The organism is Rhodococcus sp. NPDC076796, assembly GCF_040702765.1.
GTDB lineage: Bacteria > Actinomycetota > Actinomycetes > Mycobacteriales > Mycobacteriaceae > Rhodococcoides.
In genome coordinates this window covers 572,349-588,506 of sequence record NZ_JBFBMS010000003.1, presented here as the reverse complement: position 1 = coordinate 588,506, position 16,158 = coordinate 572,349, and the positions used below count along the sequence as shown (strand labels likewise).

Genomic DNA, 16,158 nt, shown 5'->3' with positions numbered 1-16,158 from the left:
CGGGACGCTCACGAATTCGGTGGGCGTCCCGGCGGGCGAATGTCCTCGGCGTCCTTGGGCATTCGGCCCTTCTCGCTCAGAGCACGGCGCAGTAGGAACTCGATCTGAGCGTTGGTACTCCGCAATTCGTCGGAGGCCCAGCGGGCGAGGGCGTCGTGCACCGCTGGGTCCAACCGCAGCAGAATCTTCTTACGTTCGACGGCCATGGCTCACTGATACAGCGATCCGGTGTTGACGACAGGTTGCGTGTCGCGGTCGCTGCACAGCACCACGAGCAGATTCGACACCATCGTGGCCTTGCGCTCCTCGTCGAGCTCGACGACGTGCTTCTCCTCGAGCTTCCCGAGCGCCATCTCCACCATTCCGACGGCACCTTCGACGATCTGCTGACGGGCGGCGATGACCGCCCCGGCCTGCTGACGTCGCAACATGGCCTGGGCGATCTCCGGGGCATAGGCCAGCCGGTTGATTCGGGTTTCGATCACCTCGACACCGGCCGAACGTACCCGTGCGTGCACCTCCTCCGACATGGCGGCGGTGATCTCGTCGGCGTTCTCCCGCAACGACATTCGCCCTTCGGCGTCGTACGGGTAGCTGCCGGCGATGTGCCGGACGGCCGACTCGGTCTGGACGGCGACGAACTCCTCGTAGTCATCGACCTGGAACGATGCCAGTGCGGTATCGGCAACCTGCCAGACGACGATGGCGGAGATCTCGATCGGATTGCCGTCGGCGTCGTTGACCTTCGATTGGCCGGTCTCGTGATTGCGGATACGCGTCGAGATGGCCCTGCGGTACGTCAACGGATTGGTCCAGCGCAGACCCGGTGTCCGCAGGGTGCCACTGTACGAACTCCCGAGAAGCTGAAGAACGCGAGCCTGATTCGGTTGCACCAGCGTCAGACCCATGAGTGCAGGCAATGAGAGAACGAACAGGACGACCCCGGTCACGACGAGCCAGACGACGGTGAACACGAGTCCGAGCGCGAACGCGGCGATTCCGCCGAGGAACAGTGCGAGGCCGATGCCGAGCATCGACCAACCGGGCAGATCCCAACCCGGGCGCTCGGCGATGGTGGTGGTCGGGGTGCCCGTCGGCTTCTCGGCGACGGTTGCGGGTGCGGACATGAGAACCTCCCTCTCGATGGTGATACTAAAGTGATATCACATTTAGGATCGACGAGCGGCGTATCGGCGAAATCGGGCACTCGTGTTCGGCGGGCGAGTCAGCGCCGGAACCACGCCGACGGCTCACCGGCGATGGCCTTCTCGATCCGCAATCGTGAAGTGGCCGTGAGGTTTTCCGGGAGTGCGTCGAGTGCGAACCAGGCGACGTCGAGATTCTCGTCGTCGGCCACATGAGGGGTGCCGCCGGTGTACCGAGCGAGAAACGTGATGTCGAGATACTGCGCGACGTCGCCGTTGGGGTACGCGATCGGCTCCGTCACGTCGACGCTCGTCAGACGCACGATCGAGGCGTCGACTCCGGTTTCCTCGCCGATCTCGCGCAGGGCGGCCGGGGCAGGTTCCTCGCCCGGTTCGAGAATTCCGGAGACCACGGCCCAGGTGTTGTTGTCCGCTCGCAGGGTCAGCAGCACACGCCGGTCGTCGTCGAGAACGACAGCGCTGACACCGGACAACCACAGCGGCGACGTACCGACGACACTGCGCAGGGCGCGGACGAACTCGGGAATCGGCATCGCGTCAGGAGACGTAGGCGTTGAGGGAAGCGGACAGATCGTCCAGAACGGCCCGCGCAGCGACGACGCCGCTGCCCGACCACACCGTGTCGTTCACGGCGAACACGCGACCGTCGGTGACCGAACCGAGAGCGTGCCACGCGTCACCGTCCATCACCTCGCGCCCGAACGTCTCGCCGTCGGGGCCCGCGAATCGCACGTAGACGATGTCTCCCTCGACCGGCGAGAGGTCGTCGGTCTCGACCGAGAATGCGGCGTCGCGCTGGCTCTGGGGCCGGCCGACTCCGACCTCGGCGAGTATCTGCCCCGCGAACGAGTTCGGTCCGTCCACCTCGATGGAGTCCGCATCGAATCGAACGACGGACGCCTGGGTCTGGGTGGCGTCGATCTCGCGACCGACCCGTTCGGCATCCGCGGAGAACGACGCGAGTGCCTCGAATCCCGCTTGGCCGCGACCGAGCGCCGCCGCGGATTGCAGGAAGGTGTCCTTCCAGCCCAGCCCGGTTGCGGTGAAGACGGTCGGGGCGATGGTCGTCAGTTCGTCGTAGGTGTTGGATCCGAGCGAATCTGCACCCAGGATCAGATCGGGGTCGAGGGCGGCGATGGCATCGATGTCCGGTGCGCCCACGGGGCCGACGGACGGGACGGACGCCAATCCGGTGCCCAGGTACAGCGGTTGATCGCCGTCACCGCGGAAATCCGGGTCGATCGTGGCCGCCCCGACGACCCGCTCCCAGATTCCGACTGCGCAGCTCGCGTCCAGGCCTGCGGCATCGAGCACGACGATGCGCTGCGGGTCGGCCGGGAGGGCGCTGATGCCCTCGGCATGTCCCACGGGTCGGGTGTCGCCCTCGATTCCGGTCGGGTCGAGTGGTGCGAGCGCGGGGCACAGTCCCACGGTGTCCCGGTTGTTTCCGACCACTCCGGCACCGGCGATGTTCGTGGTGGTGCGGATGATGGTGGATGCGTCGTCCTGCGCCTCGGAATCGGAGCAGCCGGCCAGCGCCATGGCGGCGGCAAGGCACACGGCGGCGACGGCGCCGATCCTGCGCGGCGCACACGAACGGGGGACTCGTGGGTGGAGTGGCAACGCGGGACTTCCTTCGACGGGTCGGGTGGTCTCACACAGTATCGGAAGGCGGGCGTCGCAGAACACCCGAACGGACGCCGTCGAGCGTCCGGAATCTGCAACTCTCGCGGCGTTCTCTACGGCGTCGGAAAGGCCGACAGCGCAGGCAGATCGCGCGATCCGGGCATGCTCGATCCGGCCCAATACGACACACGGTAGGACCGGTTCGGCAAGCGTCGGTCCGACGGTCTACGATTCGAGGAGCGCACGACTAGATGACGTCGCCTCGTGGTTCGAGGTCCGACGCGCAATCAGGAGGATCTGTGACTGCCCTAGCGCCTAGGCCCGCTCCCGCGGTGGATGCTGCTCGGCCGTTCCCGCCGCGGACGGGACCGAAGGGGTCGTTCCTGCACAAAGCGGTGACGACCACCGATCCCAAGGTGTTGGGAATCATGTACATCGCGACATCGTTCGCGTTCTTCCTGGTCGGTGGACTCATGGCGCTGCTGATGCGCGCCGAGTTGGCCATTCCGGGAATGCAGTTCCTGTCCAACGAGCAGTACAACCAGCTCTTCACCATGCACGGCACCATCATGCTGCTGCTGTACGCGACTCCGATCGTGTTCGGATTCGCGAACTACATCCTTCCGCTGCAGATCGGCGCTCCCGACGTCGCGTTCCCGCGGCTGAACGCCTTCTCGTACTGGCTCTACCTGTTCGGCGCGTTGATCGCCACGGCCGGATTCATCACCCCCGGCGGTGCCGCCGACTTCGGGTGGACCGCGTACACCCCGCTCACCTCGGCGCTGCACTCGCCCGGTGTCGGTGCGGACCTGTGGATCATGGGCCTGGCCGTCGGTGGTCTCGGTACCATCCTCGGTGGCGTCAACATGATCACCACCGTGATCTGCCTGCGCGCTCCCGGTATGACGATGTTCCGTATGCCGATCTTCACCTGGAACATCCTGGTGACGTCCATTCTGATCCTGCTGGCGTTCCCGCTGCTGACGGCCGCATTGCTCGGTCTGGCGGCCGACCGACATCTGGGGGCGCATCTGTTCGACCCGGCGACCGGCGGAGTGCTGTTGTGGCAGCACCTGTTCTGGTTCTTCGGTCACCCCGAGGTCTACATCATCGCGCTGCCGTTCTTCGGAATCGTCTCCGAGGTGTTCCCCGTCTTCTCGCGTAAGCCGATCTTCGGCTACTCGGGTCTGATCTACGCGACGATCGCGATCGCCGCGCTCTCCATCGCGGTGTGGGCGCACCACATGTACGCCACGGGTGCTGTGTTGCTGCCGTTCTTCTCCTTCATGACGTTCCTGATCGCGGTGCCGACGGGCGTGAAGATCTTCAACTGGGTCGGCACGATGTGGCGAGGCCAGGTGACACTGGAAACGCCGATGCTGTTCTCGATCGGGTTCCTGATCACCTTCGTCTTCGGCGGACTGACCGGTGTTCTGCTGGCATCGCCGCCCATCGACTTCCAGGTCACCGACACGTACTTCGTGGTCGCGCACTTCCACTACGTGGTGTTCGGCACCGTGGTGTTCGCGACGTACGCCGGCATCTACTTCTGGTTCCCGAAGATGACGGGCCGGATGATGGACGAGGCTCTGGGCAAGTGGCACTTCTGGCTGACGTTCTTCGGATTCCACGCCACGTTTCTGGTGCAGCACTGGCTCGGAAACGAGGGCATGCCGCGTCGCTACGCCGACTACCTGCCCTCGGACGGGTTCACCGAGTTGAACGCCATCTCCACGATCGGTGCCTTCATCCTCGGTGCCTCGACACTGCCGTTCGTGTGGAACGTGTTCAAGTCCTACCGATACGGCGAGGTCGTCACCGTCGACGATCCGTGGGGCTACGGCAACTCGTTGGAGTGGGCCACCTCCTGCCCGCCGCCGCGACACAACTTCACCGAACTGCCTCGGATCCGTTCCGAGCGTCCGGCCTTCGAGCTGCACTACCCGCACATGGTCGAACGGATGCGCGCGGAAGCGCACGTCGGGCCGGGAGCGCACGGCGGTAAGACCACCGCAGTCCTCGAACAGGCCCGTCGGGCTCCGATCGCCACCAGCGATCACGAAGGGTCCGGAGACCCGGACCCCAAGTAGTCCACAGCAGCAGCGAGAGCCCCTCCCGGCTACCGGGTGGGGCTCTTCGCTTGCGACAATCTCGTGGCGTGTTCGGGCTTGCTCGTCCACGACAGGTGACACGAAGACCTATTCGGCCGCTGGCCGTGCGCGAAAGGGAGATCCGGTGACTTCGAGCGACACCGCAGTGCTGGTGACGGTGACGGGACCCGACAAGCCGGGCGTCACATCGGTGCTGTTCGCAGCACTGTCACGGCACAACGTCAGCCTCCTCGACGTCGAGCAGGTGGTCATCCGCGGCAGACTGACTCTCGGCGTTCTGCTGTCGTGTCCCCGCGACCCCGAGGCTCTCCAGGAAGAGCTCGAGGACGCGATGGCGACGGTCGGCGTTCACGTCGATGTCGAGATCGACACCACGCGGGGTGGCGGTCAGAGCCTGGCCACCCACGTCGTCGTCGTTCTGGGCCGACCCGTGACAGCTCGCGCTTTCAGCACCATCTCCCGTGAACTCGCCCGACAGGGCGCGAACATCGATTCCATTCGCGGGATTGCCGACTATCCCGTCACGGGCCTCGAACTTCAGGTGACCGCGAAAGACACCTCGCCGGATGCCGACCTGCGACTGCGGACCGGTCTGGCGGCCATCGCAGCCGGAATCGGCGTCGACATCGCCGTGCAGCGCGGCGGAATCGCACGGCGATCCAAGCGGCTGATCGTGTTCGACGTCGACTCCACGCTCGTTCAGGGGGAGGTCATCGAAATGTTGGCAGCCCGCGCCGGACGCGAGGACGAGGTGCGCGCGGTCACCGAAGCTGCCATGCGCGGTGAGATCGACTTCGCGGAGTCGCTCGAACAGCGGGTCGCCGTGTTGGCAGGCCTCGACGAATCCGTCATCGACGAAGTGGGCGAAAGCCTGGAACTGACGGCAGGGGCCAGGACCACCATCCGCACCCTCCGACGTCTCGGGTTCGCCTGCGGCGTCGTATCCGGAGGATTTCGCCAAGTCATCGAGGGACTCGCGCACGAACTCGAACTCGACTACGTCAAAGCGAACACCCTCGAGATCGTCGACGGCAAGCTCACCGGCCGGGTTATCGGAGAAGTGGTCGATCGTGCTGCGAAAGCGACCGCACTGCGTGAGTTCGCGGCACAGTCGGGAGTGCCGATGGAGCAGACCGTCGCCGTCGGCGACGGAGCGAACGACATCGACATGCTGACGGCCGCGGGCCTCGGGGTCGCGTTCAACGCCAAGCCTGCGTTGCGAGAGATCGCCGACACGGCCATCTCGCATCCGTATCTGGATGCAGTCCTGTTCATCCTCGGCGTCACCCGCAACGAGATCGAAGCTGCGGACGCGGTCGACGGGGGAGTCCGCCGCGTCCCGATCCCATGACCGGCGATCCGATGACCGGCGATGCCCCGGACGATGTGGTCGTCGAGACTCCGGCCGAGGAATTCTCACCGGACAACACGTTCGACTCGCGCCACGCCGAGCTCGCTCGTGGGTACGGCGGAGCCGAGGACCCGGCAGATCCGTCGCAGGTTCTGGCCATGCCGTTGGTGTTGCACATCCCCAAAATCGATCCGCCCCTGCGTAGCGAGTTGCTCGAGGCAGCTGCCAGAGCAACCGTTGCGCTGTGCCTGGACCCACGAGTGGGCGTCGGCGCGTCGTGGAACGTGGCCTTCACCGAGTGGACGTCGGCTCGCATCCGGAAGGTTGCCCGACGTGCACGTGGAGCACAGTGGCGTGCGGCGCAGGATGTTCCGGGTGTGACGGTCGACGTCGGGGGAGCCTCGGCACGCGCTTTCGTGCCCGGTCGGGTCGGCGATCTGGATCCGCGGATCAAGCGGCTGCAGATCGGTGGGACCGACGTGTCGGCCGAAGACGAACCCTCGGTCTCGGCCGGCCCTGTGCTGTGGATCGACGCCTCCCTGTCCATGACGGTGGGCAAGGCAGCCGCTCAGGTGGGGCACGCATCGATGCTGCTGGCGGGTGCGATGAGCACAGCGCAATGCCGCGAGTGGGCTGTGTCGGGCTTCGCATGTTCGGTCCGATCAGCGAACCCGGAACAATGGACGCGTGCGTTGGACGAGGTTCGCGCCGGACGTGCCGTCGCGGTGCGGGATGCGGGCTTCACCGAAGTGGCACCCGGTTCGACGACCGTGATTGCCGTTCCCTAGATCTGGGGTCCACTGTCGTACAAGTGGCTATGCCGAACATATCCAGTAGCCCCGAGACTGGAAGCATGTTCATCTCACCACGTCGTGTTGTCGCCGGTCGCCGGCTTCCTTCTCGGTTGGCCGCCCTGTACGTGGGGCTGTGGCTGTACGGGGCGTCGATGTCGTTGATGATCGCCGGTGGACTGGGCGTCAACCCGTGGGACGTCTTTCACCAGGGTCTCGAGAGTCACCTCTCGCTCAGCTTCGGAACCATCACCGCGATCACCGGCGTGGCCGTCCTGCTGATGTGGATCCCGCTGCGGCAGCGTCCTGGCCTGGGCACCGTGAGCAACGTGGTGGTGATCGCCGTTGCGGTGGACGCGACGTCGGCGGTGTTGCCGCATCTCGACGGGCTTCCGATCAGAACCCTGGCCATGGTGTCGGGCATCGTGGTCAATGCGTTCGCGACCGCGCTGTACATCGGTGCCGGGATGGGGCCCGGGCCACGAGACGGACTGATGACCGGTCTGGTGGCCAGGACCGGATGGTCGATTCGCCTCACCCGCACCGGAATCGAGTTGTCGGTGGTGCTCACCGGTTGGTTGCTCGGCGGGACGCTCGGCGTCGGGACGGTTCTCTATGCGCTCGGAGTCGGTCCGCTCGTGCAATTGTTCATGGCTCATCTGCCTGCGCTGCGCAGTACCAGGACTGTCGATCCGGTCACCGATATCGTCGAACCCGGTTCCAGCGCAGTGGTATCCGAGGGCACTCCGTCCACACGTGAGGAATCGAGGACCGGAACGAACCGCGACGACGACCAACTCGGGCACGCCAGAGTGATGTCGGCGGGGCCGCCGGAATGGAGGACGAGGAGCGAACTGGCGTCGTCCACCTGCCCGCCGTCGGAGGCATAGGAGCGGACGTCGGAACCGTCCACCCAGGCCTGAATGGTGCGCACCGAGTCGTCGTTCCATCGTTCCGTGTCGAATTCGACTCCGGCGCAGTCGAACCAGACCAGATCGGGTCGGCCGGTCGGTGTCGCACGGCCGGTGAAGAACTCCTGCTGACGTAGTGTCGGAGCGCTCGCTCGGACACGGAGCAATCGACCCACGAAGCGGATCATGTTCTGGTCCGCACTGTCCCAGTCGATGGCCCACGCGTCGGCCGCCGGTGCATCCTCGGCGACGCAGTACGCGTTGTTGTTGCCTCCCTGACTGTGTCCCAGTTCGTCGCCGGCAAGCAGCATCGGTGTACCGGTGGAGAGCGTCAGGGTTGCCAGTAGTGCCCGTACGTGGCGTCCCCGAGCCTCGACGACGGCCGGATCGTCGCTCGGCCCCTCGACGCCGTGGTTGACCGAGGAGTTGTTGTCGGTCCCGTCCCTGTTCTCTTCGCCGTTGGCCTCGTTGTGTTTTCGCTCGTAGGACACCAGATCTCGGGCGGTGAACCCGTCGTGCGCGGTGACGAAGTTGATCGACGCCCACGGCAGGCGCCCGCCGCCCGCGAAGAGATCTTCCGAACCGGCCAGGCGCGAGGCCAATTCGCGGACGCCGTGCTGGCCCGCCCAGAAGCATCGCACCGTGTCGCGATAGCGATCGTTCCATTCAGTCCAGGCCACTCCGAAGTTACCGACCTGATAGCCGGCGCCGGTGGCATCCCACGGCTCGGCGATCAACTTGACCCGAGCCAGGACCGGGTCGGTGGCAATGGCGGTCAACAACGGTGCGCGAGAATCGAATCGCCAACCACCGGGCCGGCCGAGAGTGCTGGCGAGGTCGAATCGGAACCCGTCGACACCCATGTCCTCGACCCAGTACCGAAGGCTGTCGCACACCATCCGCACGACCGCGGGCGACGCGGAATCGAGGGTGTTGCCGCAGCCGGTCAGATCGACGTCCGATCCGCGTCCGTCGAGTAGGTAGTAGCCGGGCGCATCGAGTCCACGCCAACTGATCGAGGGGCCGTCGACCGCGGATTCGCACGTGTGGTTGTAGACGACGTCGAGGATCACCTCGATCCCGGCAGCGTGCAGTGCGTCGACCATGGTGCGAAATTCGTCCACCTCGTCGCCGGGAACAGCGGCGAAGCGTGGATCCGGTGCGAAGTACGCACCCGTCGAGTACCCCCAGTGGTTTCGCATACCCCGGGCGCGGACGCCGGGTTCGGTGAAGGTGGTGTGCACGGGCAACAATTCCACCGACGTGATGCCGATGCGCGCGAGATGTTCGAGGACCGCCGGCTCGGCGAGCCCCAGGTATGTGCCGCGAAGATGCTGGGGCACAGCAGGATTGCGGGCCGTGAAGGATCCCACGTGCAGCTCGTAGAGGACGGTGCGGTCCCAGGGCACCTCGGGCCGCGCGGGACGGCCCACGCGATCGGCAGCTGCGCGGACGACGCCGAGCGGGAGGTGCCCGAGCGAGTCGCGAGAACTGGGCGCGCCGAACGGGTCGTCCTCGTAGGCGAGCAATGCCGATGGGTCTCCGAATGCTCCGGTCACCTGGCGTGCCGCTGGATCGAGCAGAATCTTCGCGCCGTTGAACCGGCGCCCGGAGTGCGGATCCCATCTCCCGTGGGCCCGGAAGCCGTATCGGTCACCGGGCCGCACTCCCGGGACGAAGGCATGTCGAACTCCGAACGTGCGGGTGGTCAGTTCCACTCGTCGCTCACCGCCGTCCGGATCGATCAGGCATACCTCGACTCCATCGGCCTCGGGTGCATGGACTGCAAATTGAGTGCCAGTCGGCGATGCAGTGGCACCCAGTGGGAACGGTGATCCGGGCGGGTTCGAGGCGGACTCGCCGCCGGCGGTCCGGTGGGAGCTACGAGGCAGATCGTCATTGGGCGACACGCGTGCACATCCTGCCGTGAATGCACGGTCGATGTGCGGGAAGATAGGCGTCGTGTCTGAACCGGATCCCGACCTGCTCGTAGATTTCACCGACGTAGTCGTCCGCCGCGGCGGTGCGACCCTGGTGGGACCCGTCACCTGGAAGGTGGAACTGGACGAACGGTGGGTCGTCCTCGGCCCGAACGGTGCCGGAAAGACGTCCCTGCTGCGTATCGCTGCGGCCGAGATCCATCCCACGTCCGGCGTCGCCCACGTTCTCGGTGAGGTCATGGGCAAGGCGGACGTCTCCGAACTCCGACCGCGGATCGGCTTGTCGTCCTCCTCGCTGGCGCAGCGCATTCCGTCCGACGAACTCGTGTCCGATCTGGTGGTGTCCGCCGGGTATTCGGTATTGGGTCGTTGGCGAGAGAAATACGACGCGGTCGACACCGAGCGCGCAGTCGAAATGCTCGAGAGCCTCGGTGCCGAACATCTCGCCACCCGCACCTACGGCACGCTGTCCGAAGGCGAGCGGAAGCGGGTTCTCATCGCGCGCGCTCTGATGACCGATCCCGAACTGCTGCTGCTCGACGAGCCGGCGGCAGGCCTCGACCTCGGTGGACGCGAGGAACTGGTGGCACGCCTGACCGACCTCGCGGCCGATCCCGACGCCCCCGCCACCGTGCTGATCACCCACCACGTGGAAGAAATTCCGCCGGGCTTCAGTCACGCGTTGTTGCTCAAGGAAGGTGGGGTGGTGGCCCAGGGGCTGGTCGACGACGTCATCACTGCGGAGAACCTGACCGAGGCATTCAGTCAGTCGATCGCGCTCGATCGCGTCGACGGTCGGTTCTTCGCGCGGCGGACCCGCGCTGCCGGGGCGCACCGCCGATAGAGCGGACCGAGCGACCGGGCTGCGCAGCGCAGCGGTACGTTGCCTTTCATGAGCTCGAACAGTGCTGCCGATCACGTGCAGGCGCGGGACGCCTCGACGGTCATCTTGATTCGTGACGGTCGATCGCGGCCCGACATCGAGGTGTTTCTGCTCGAACGCGTCGGTGGCATGGCGTTCGCGGGTGGCATGACGGTGTTTCCCGGTGGCGGCGTCGACCCTTCGGACGCGGCAGCGGATGTTCGCTGGGCCGGTCCGCCGCCCTCGTGGTGGGCCGAGCGGTTCGGAATCGACGAGGGCAAGGCGCAGGCTCTGGTGTGTGCTGCGGCGCGCGAGACGTTCGAGGAGTGCGGCGTGCTGTTGGCCGGCTCGACGCCGGATTCGATCGTGGCCGACACCGCTCCGTTCGCTGCGGAGCGGGGTCGGCTCGAGCGTCGGGAGGTGTCGTTCGCCGAATTCCTCACCGCCCACGACCTGGTGCTGCGATCGGATCTGCTCCGGCCGTGGTCGCACTGGATCACCCCGGTGGGCGAAGCGCGACGGTACGACACGCGGTTTTTCGTCGCAGTGCTGCCCGAGGGCCAGAATGCGGACGGGGAGACCAGCGAGGCAGCATCGGTGAGCTGGCGTTCGACCGGTGACGCACTGGCGGACTGGCGGTCGGGAAACACCATCCTCCTGCCGCCGACCTGGAGCCAACTGGACGCACTGTCTCGATTCGACACCGTCGCCCAGGTCGTCGATCACGACCGCGAGATCGCCCCGGTCCTACCGATTCTCACTCGCACGGACGGGACGGTCCGGGTGCTCTTCGACGGCGACGATGCGTACTACGCCGGAACGCGACATCCCTGGTCGGATCGCTGATCCTCGGCCCGGTAGCCTTTCGGCCCATGGCTGAGTTCGTGAATCTCGAAGTATCCGACGGTATCGGCACCATCCGGCTGGATCGTCCGCCGATGAACGCACTCGATCGGCAGATGCAGGAGGAAATCCGAGCAGCCGCCCGCGAGGCCACGGTCAATGCCGACGTCAAGGCCGTCATCGTCTACGGCGGCGAGAAGGTCTTCGCCGCCGGTGCCGACATCAAGGAGATGGTGGCGTTGTCCGCGGCCGAGATGGCCGAGATCGCCGGAGATCTGCAGTCCGCCCTCGGCTCGCTCAGCACCATTCCCAAGCCCGTGGTTGCGGCCGTGACCGGATACGCACTCGGTGGTGGGCTCGAGGTCGCACTGGGCGCGGACCGCAGGATCGCCGGCGACAACGCGAAGTTCGGTGTCCCCGAGGTGCTGCTCGGTGTCATCCCCGGCGGCGGCGGAACGCAGCGGCTGGCTCGGCTGATCGGCCCCAGCCGTGCGAAGGACATGGTCTTCACCGGCCGCTTCGTCGGTGCCGAGGAAGCATTGCGCATCGGATTGGTGGACGAGGTGGTGGCACCGGACGAGGTGTACAACGCCGCCCGCGCCTGGGCCGTGCAGTTCACCACGGGTGCATCGCGAGCGCTCGCAGCGGCCAAGGCGTCGATCGACCAGGGGCTCGACGTCGATCTCACCACCGGTCTGCGGATCGAGGCTCAGCAGTTCGCGGCCCTGTTCGCCACCGAGGATCGCACCATCGGGATGACGTCCTTCGTGGCCGACGGCCCGGGCAAGGCGACCTTCACCGGACGGTGATTCGGCAGCCGTCCACAGAGAAAAGTTGTTCCACAGCTACCGGATAGTAGGCTCGCCTGATGACTGCAAGCCCCCACGACGGTGTCAATCGATCGATCTCGAACTTGATGCCTTCGGCGTCGTCCGAGGCCGAAGACCGCCAGGTCGATCCAGCCCCGAATCCGCACGCCACCGCCGAGCAGGTCGAGGCTGCACGGTCGGACACCAAACTGGCGCAGGTGCTCTATCACGACTGGGAAGCCGAGACCTACGACGACAAGTGGTCGATCTCCTACGACGAGCGCTGCATCGACTACGCACGCGGCAGGTTCGATCAGGCGGTCTCCGGTGACGCGTCGGCGCACTACGCACTGCCGTACGGCCGCGCGCTCGAACTGGGCTGCGGTACCGGGTTCTTCCTGCTCAACCTGATGCAGGCCGGCATCGCAGACAAGGGCTCGGTCACCGACCTCTCGCCAGGCATGGTCAAGGTCGCACTGCGCAACGCCGAGCACCTCGGGCTGGACGTCGACGGCCGCGTCGCCGACGCGGAGACGATTCCCTACGACGACAACACGTTCGATCTCGTCGTCGGGCACGCCGTCCTCCACCACATCCCCGACGTCGAACAGTCGCTGCGCGAGGTGCTGCGGGTGCTCAAGCCGGGCGGTCGCTTCGTTTTCGCGGGCGAACCCACCACGGTCGGCAACTTCTACGCACGCTGGCTCGGACGCATCACCTGGGAGGCGACCACCCGCGCAACCAAGCTCCCGTTCCTGGCGAGCTGGCGCAAGCCACAGGAAGAGCTCGACGAGTCCTCGCGAGCAGCGGCACTCGAAGCCGTCGTCGACCTGCACACGTTCGATCCGACCGATCTCGAGCACATCGCGCTCTCGGCCGGTGCGGAGTCCGTGCAGGCGAACACCGAGGAGTTCGCCGCCGCTCTGCTCGGCTGGCCGGTGCGGACATTCGAGGCCGCAGTACCCGCGGGCAAGCTGGGGTGGAACTGGGCCAAGTTCGCTTTCGGCGGTTGGAAGACACTGAGCTGGGTCGACGAGAACGTGCTGCAGCACGTGGTACCGCGCGGGCTGTTCTACAACGTGATGATCACCGGCATCAAGCCTGCACCTCGCGATTGACAGGCAGTGATGCCGTAGGTCTCGATTTCGGGGCCTGCCGTGGGGTATGACTTCACCGGTGCCGACCTCGATTTCCTGCACAGCGAGGTCGGTATCGAGGCGCTCGACGCCGCCGACGGGCTCGAGTTCAGTGCGAGAACGACGGTGCGAGATATCTCCTCGATGCGGGAGCGTTTTCCTGCCCACGCGGGTGCACTGATCGAAACCGTCACCGTCCGCCGCAAGGCGCGGGTGAAGCTGCTCGACTCCGACCGATGGTGGGTCACCGACGAGGCGGTGCAGCAGGCCACGCCGACTCTGGTCGCGCGCAGGCGGGCCGCTCGACTCGCCGGACGACGCGTGCACGATGTCACGTGTTCGATCGGCAGTGAACTGTCCGTCCTGATCGGCACGGCCGAGTTGGCGGTGGGCAGCGATCTCGACCCGATTCGGCTTCGGATGGCCGCACACAACGTGCCGGACGCCACCGTGTTGCGGGCCGACGCACTGACCCCGACGACGCGGGAGACCGTCGTGATCGCCGACCCCGGCCGCCGAGCGGGTGGGCGGCGACGCCACGACCCGGCGGCGCTGCAACCACCCCTACCGGACCTGTTCGACGCCTATCGAGGCCGAGACCTGGTTGTCAAGTGTGCGCCCGGTCTGGATTTCGACGCTGTCGACTGGGCCGGCGAGATCGAGGTGGTCTCGCTCGACGGGGGAGTGCGAGAAGCGTGCCTCTGGTCGGAAGGTTTGAGCGAGAACGGTGTTCGGCGTCGGGCGGCTGTTCTTCGATCCGACGGCAGCGTTATGGAATTCACCGATGCAGAATCCGACGACATTCCGGTTCGGCCGCCGGGGCGCTACATCGTCGATCCCGACGGGGCGGTGGTCAGGGCCGGTCTGGTTCGGCACTACGGTGCCAGATTCGGTCTGTGGCAACTCGATCCGAGAATCGCGTATCTGACCGGCGACACGGTCCCGGCCGGGGTGCGCGGCTTTCGGATTCTGGAGCAGTTCAAGTTCTCGGAGAAAGTGCTTCGGCAACAACTGAATCGGATGGACTGCGGTTCGGTGGAGATTCTCGTCCGCGGAGTCGATGTGGATCCGGCGATATTGCGGCCCAGGCTCAAACTTCGCGGATCCGTGGCGTTGTCGGTGGTGATCGCCCGAGTGGATCGATCCGCGGTGGCGTTCGTCTGCGCTCCAGGATCTATCGGTCAGCCCGTGTAGGTGAAGATCTCGCCGAGGTAGCTTGCGGTGACGACCTGACCGTCCGGGCCGATCGACGTGCCGACGGTGGTGCCGACGACGTCGGGAACCGGCTGTACATCCACCGTCTCACCGGTCGCTGCGTCGAACGTGAGCAGCGCCAGTCCGTCGTCCTCACGAACGACGGTATGGCCGCGTCCGTCTGCGGATTGGGCTGCGCTGCCTGCCTGTTCGACGTCGTCGCGGACCCAGACTCGCTCGGCCGAATCACCGTTGTCGCGCAGGCCGACGAGGGTGCCGTCGCCGCCCGACGGCACGATCGTGCCGTCCGAGGAAATCGAGGGACTGGCACCGATTCCGAGCCCGGTGCCCTCGGTCCACTTCTGTCGCCCGTCGGCGGTGTCGAACGCGGTCAGCCTGCCGTCGACATCGGCCAGGTAGACCGTCGACCCGTCCTCGGACAGCACCGGACTCGACGCGACACCGGCGGGCAGCAGGTCCGAGGACCAACGTTCGACGAGACCGGGAGAACCGTCTCGGTTGTACTGCAGGGAAACGAGCTGTGGCGCAATCGAACCGGGACGCCACAGCGTCAAGTAGATCGTTCCGGTCGCACTGTCGACCGCGGGCGCTGCGGGCACGGGGCATTCGGATCCGCCCGAGCTGCACCGGTCGAGTCCGGTGTCGACCGGCAGGAAGTCGGTATTCGGGTCGGTCAGGAAATTCGGCGTCGGAATCAGATCCAGAATCGGTACTCGAAGTTGACCGTTCTGCGAATCCAGAACACTGACCTGCCCCATCTGGGTGATCGAGAGCACGCTGCCGTCCCCGAGGAACTGCGCAGACTTGGGCACTCCGTACACCGGTGTGCGCCACCGCAGTTGGCCGTGGTCGTTGTACGAGTTCAGGCCGCCGTCGTCGCCGATGTAGACGTTGATCGCCGAATCGACGGTCGGCGTTGCAGTGACGACGGAGGGCCCGACGCGATTGCACCAGCGTTTGCGTGCCGAGTCGATCTCGAACGAGAAGACGTTGCAGCCGGATTCGGTGGCGGCAGTGACGAACATCTGACCGGTCGACCCGATGGACACCGGGGAGGTCACCGTGCCGCCGGTGGGGCGCGTCCAGTCCAAGGACAGAGGAGTCGACACCGACACTGCGGTGGCGCCGCTGTTGTGGGAGTTCGCGTGCGCTGCAGGCCATGAATCGGGAGAGAGTGGTTCTATGGCCGGCGTGTCGGTGCCACAACCGCTCACGGTCACCAGCGCCAGCGCTGCTGCGAGCGCAGTGACCCTTCTGCCGGTCCTGCCCTTGGCCCTGACGCCGCGCATCGATCGCTCCCCATGACTCGAGTCCGTGCCCGACATGGTGCCGGGGCGTCTGTGTTCGTTCTGCCGACGAGCAACAGTCGACAGGCAACCCTAGCCCGCGCAAGGGTG

General features: G+C 66.1%; 14 protein-coding genes and 1 pseudogene. 9 read left to right on the top strand and 6 right to left on the bottom strand.

The annotated features are described in order from the left end of the window. Positions 1–8 precede the first annotated feature (8 nt). The 4 genes from AB0366_RS12980 to AB0366_RS12965 form a co-directional block, all read right to left on the bottom strand. Positions 9–206 (bottom strand): hypothetical protein, encoded by a 198-nt coding sequence (locus tag AB0366_RS12980; RefSeq protein WP_037189794.1) that lies wholly within the window; start codon positions 204–206, stop codon positions 9–11. 3 nt (positions 207–209) lie between these two features. Next, complete coding sequence (locus tag AB0366_RS12975) at positions 210–1,127, bottom strand: SPFH domain-containing protein (RefSeq protein ID WP_366244247.1); 918 nt, start codon at positions 1,125–1,127, stop codon at positions 210–212. Between the two features lie 98 nt (positions 1,128–1,225). Further along, positions 1,226–1,699 carry an NUDIX domain-containing protein gene (locus AB0366_RS12970; RefSeq protein ID WP_366244246.1) on the bottom strand — a complete coding sequence of 158 codons (474 nt, stop codon included), beginning with the start codon at positions 1,697–1,699 and terminating at the stop codon, positions 1,226–1,228. A gap of 4 nt (positions 1,700–1,703) precedes the next feature. Then, the gene (locus tag AB0366_RS12965; RefSeq protein ID WP_366244440.1) at positions 1,704–2,708 is read right to left on the bottom strand and encodes an iron-siderophore ABC transporter substrate-binding protein; all 1,005 of its coding nucleotides are present in this window, start codon (positions 2,706–2,708) and stop codon (positions 1,704–1,706) included. A gap of 383 nt (positions 2,709–3,091) precedes the next feature. Between AB0366_RS12965 and ctaD the strand changes: the two genes are divergently transcribed. The 4 genes and pseudogenes from ctaD to AB0366_RS12945 form a co-directional block, all read left to right on the top strand. Next, the gene (gene ctaD, locus AB0366_RS12960; protein ID WP_366244245.1) at positions 3,092–4,882 is read left to right on the top strand and encodes a cytochrome c oxidase subunit I; all 1,791 of its coding nucleotides are present in this window, start codon (positions 3,092–3,094) and stop codon (positions 4,880–4,882) included. A gap of 145 nt (positions 4,883–5,027) precedes the next feature. Next, positions 5,028–6,254 carry a phosphoserine phosphatase SerB gene (serB, locus tag AB0366_RS12955; protein WP_366244244.1) on the top strand — a complete coding sequence of 409 codons (1,227 nt, stop codon included), beginning with the start codon at positions 5,028–5,030 and terminating at the stop codon, positions 6,252–6,254. Further along, on the top strand, positions 6,251–7,042 hold the full coding sequence (locus AB0366_RS12950) for an aminoacyl-tRNA hydrolase (RefSeq protein ID WP_366244243.1): 792 nt from the start codon (positions 6,251–6,253) through the stop codon (positions 7,040–7,042). Before serB ends, AB0366_RS12950 begins: the two co-directional genes overlap by 4 nt. Positions 7,043–7,107: 65 nt before the next feature. Further along, positions 7,108–7,758, top strand: a pseudogene (locus AB0366_RS12945) (membrane protein); the annotation flags it as partial. On the opposite strand, the gene glgX reads toward AB0366_RS12945, so the two are convergent. Further along, complete coding sequence (glgX, locus tag AB0366_RS12940; protein ID WP_366244439.1) at positions 7,701–9,848, bottom strand: glycogen debranching protein GlgX; 2,148 nt, start codon at positions 9,846–9,848, stop codon at positions 7,701–7,703. The pseudogene AB0366_RS12945 and the gene glgX sit on opposite strands and share 58 nt — an antisense overlap. Before the next feature lie 49 nt (positions 9,849–9,897). Here glgX and AB0366_RS12935 point away from each other — a divergent pair, with 49 nt between their 5' ends. The 5 genes from AB0366_RS12935 to AB0366_RS12915 all read left to right on the top strand — a co-directional run bounded on the left by AB0366_RS12935 (position 9,898) and on the right by AB0366_RS12915 (position 14,740). Next, entirely contained in the window at positions 9,898–10,740 is an 843-nt protein-coding gene (locus AB0366_RS12935) for an ABC transporter ATP-binding protein (protein WP_121872500.1), read from the top strand. Between the two features lie 48 nt (positions 10,741–10,788). After that, on the top strand, positions 10,789–11,604 hold the full coding sequence (locus AB0366_RS12930) for an NUDIX hydrolase (RefSeq protein ID WP_366244242.1): 816 nt from the start codon (positions 10,789–10,791) through the stop codon (positions 11,602–11,604). Between the two features lie 26 nt (positions 11,605–11,630). Beyond that, positions 11,631–12,410, top strand: a complete 780-nt coding sequence (locus AB0366_RS12925; protein ID WP_366244241.1) for an enoyl-CoA hydratase-related protein — start codon at positions 11,631–11,633, stop codon at positions 12,408–12,410. Between the two features lie 107 nt (positions 12,411–12,517). Then, positions 12,518–13,528, top strand: a complete 1,011-nt coding sequence (locus tag AB0366_RS12920) for a class I SAM-dependent methyltransferase (RefSeq protein WP_366244438.1) — start codon at positions 12,518–12,520, stop codon at positions 13,526–13,528. A gap of 39 nt (positions 13,529–13,567) precedes the next feature. After that, positions 13,568–14,740: a class I SAM-dependent methyltransferase gene (locus AB0366_RS12915; RefSeq protein ID WP_366244240.1), complete on the top strand. Its 1,173-nt coding sequence runs from the start codon at positions 13,568–13,570 to the stop codon at positions 14,738–14,740. Here AB0366_RS12915 and AB0366_RS12910 read toward each other — a convergent pair. Further along, on the bottom strand, positions 14,728–16,050 hold the full coding sequence (locus AB0366_RS12910) for a PQQ-binding-like beta-propeller repeat protein (RefSeq protein ID WP_366244239.1): 1,323 nt from the start codon (positions 16,048–16,050) through the stop codon (positions 14,728–14,730). The genes AB0366_RS12915 and AB0366_RS12910 overlap by 13 nt on opposite strands. Positions 16,051–16,158 lie beyond the last annotated feature (108 nt).

What these genes read in the sequence shown, in the direction of transcription:
- AB0366_RS12930 (WP_366244242.1), top strand. Translation starts at nt 10,789, where the DNA reads ATGAGCTCGAACAGTGCTGCCGATCACGTGCAGGCGCGGGACGCCTCG.
- AB0366_RS12970 (WP_366244246.1), bottom strand. Translation starts at nt 1,699, where the DNA reads ATGCCGATTCCCGAGTTCGTCCGCGCCCTGCGCAGTGTCGTCGGTACG.
- AB0366_RS12910 (WP_366244239.1), bottom strand. Translation starts at nt 16,050, where the DNA reads ATGCGCGGCGTCAGGGCCAAGGGCAGGACCGGCAGAAGGGTCACTGCG.
- AB0366_RS12925 (WP_366244241.1), top strand. Translation starts at nt 11,631, where the DNA reads ATGGCTGAGTTCGTGAATCTCGAAGTATCCGACGGTATCGGCACCATC.
- AB0366_RS12920 (WP_366244438.1), top strand. Translation starts at nt 12,518, where the DNA reads ATGCCTTCGGCGTCGTCCGAGGCCGAAGACCGCCAGGTCGATCCAGCC.
- AB0366_RS12965 (WP_366244440.1), bottom strand. Translation starts at nt 2,708, where the DNA reads ATGGCGCTGGCCGGCTGCTCCGATTCCGAGGCGCAGGACGACGCATCC.
- AB0366_RS12980 (WP_037189794.1), bottom strand. Translation starts at nt 206, where the DNA reads ATGGCCGTCGAACGTAAGAAGATTCTGCTGCGGTTGGACCCAGCGGTG.
- AB0366_RS12935 (WP_121872500.1), top strand. Translation starts at nt 9,898, where the DNA reads ATGTGCGGGAAGATAGGCGTCGTGTCTGAACCGGATCCCGACCTGCTC.
- AB0366_RS12950 (WP_366244243.1), top strand. Translation starts at nt 6,251, where the DNA reads ATGACCGGCGATCCGATGACCGGCGATGCCCCGGACGATGTGGTCGTC.
- AB0366_RS12975 (WP_366244247.1), bottom strand. Translation starts at nt 1,127, where the DNA reads ATGTCCGCACCCGCAACCGTCGCCGAGAAGCCGACGGGCACCCCGACC.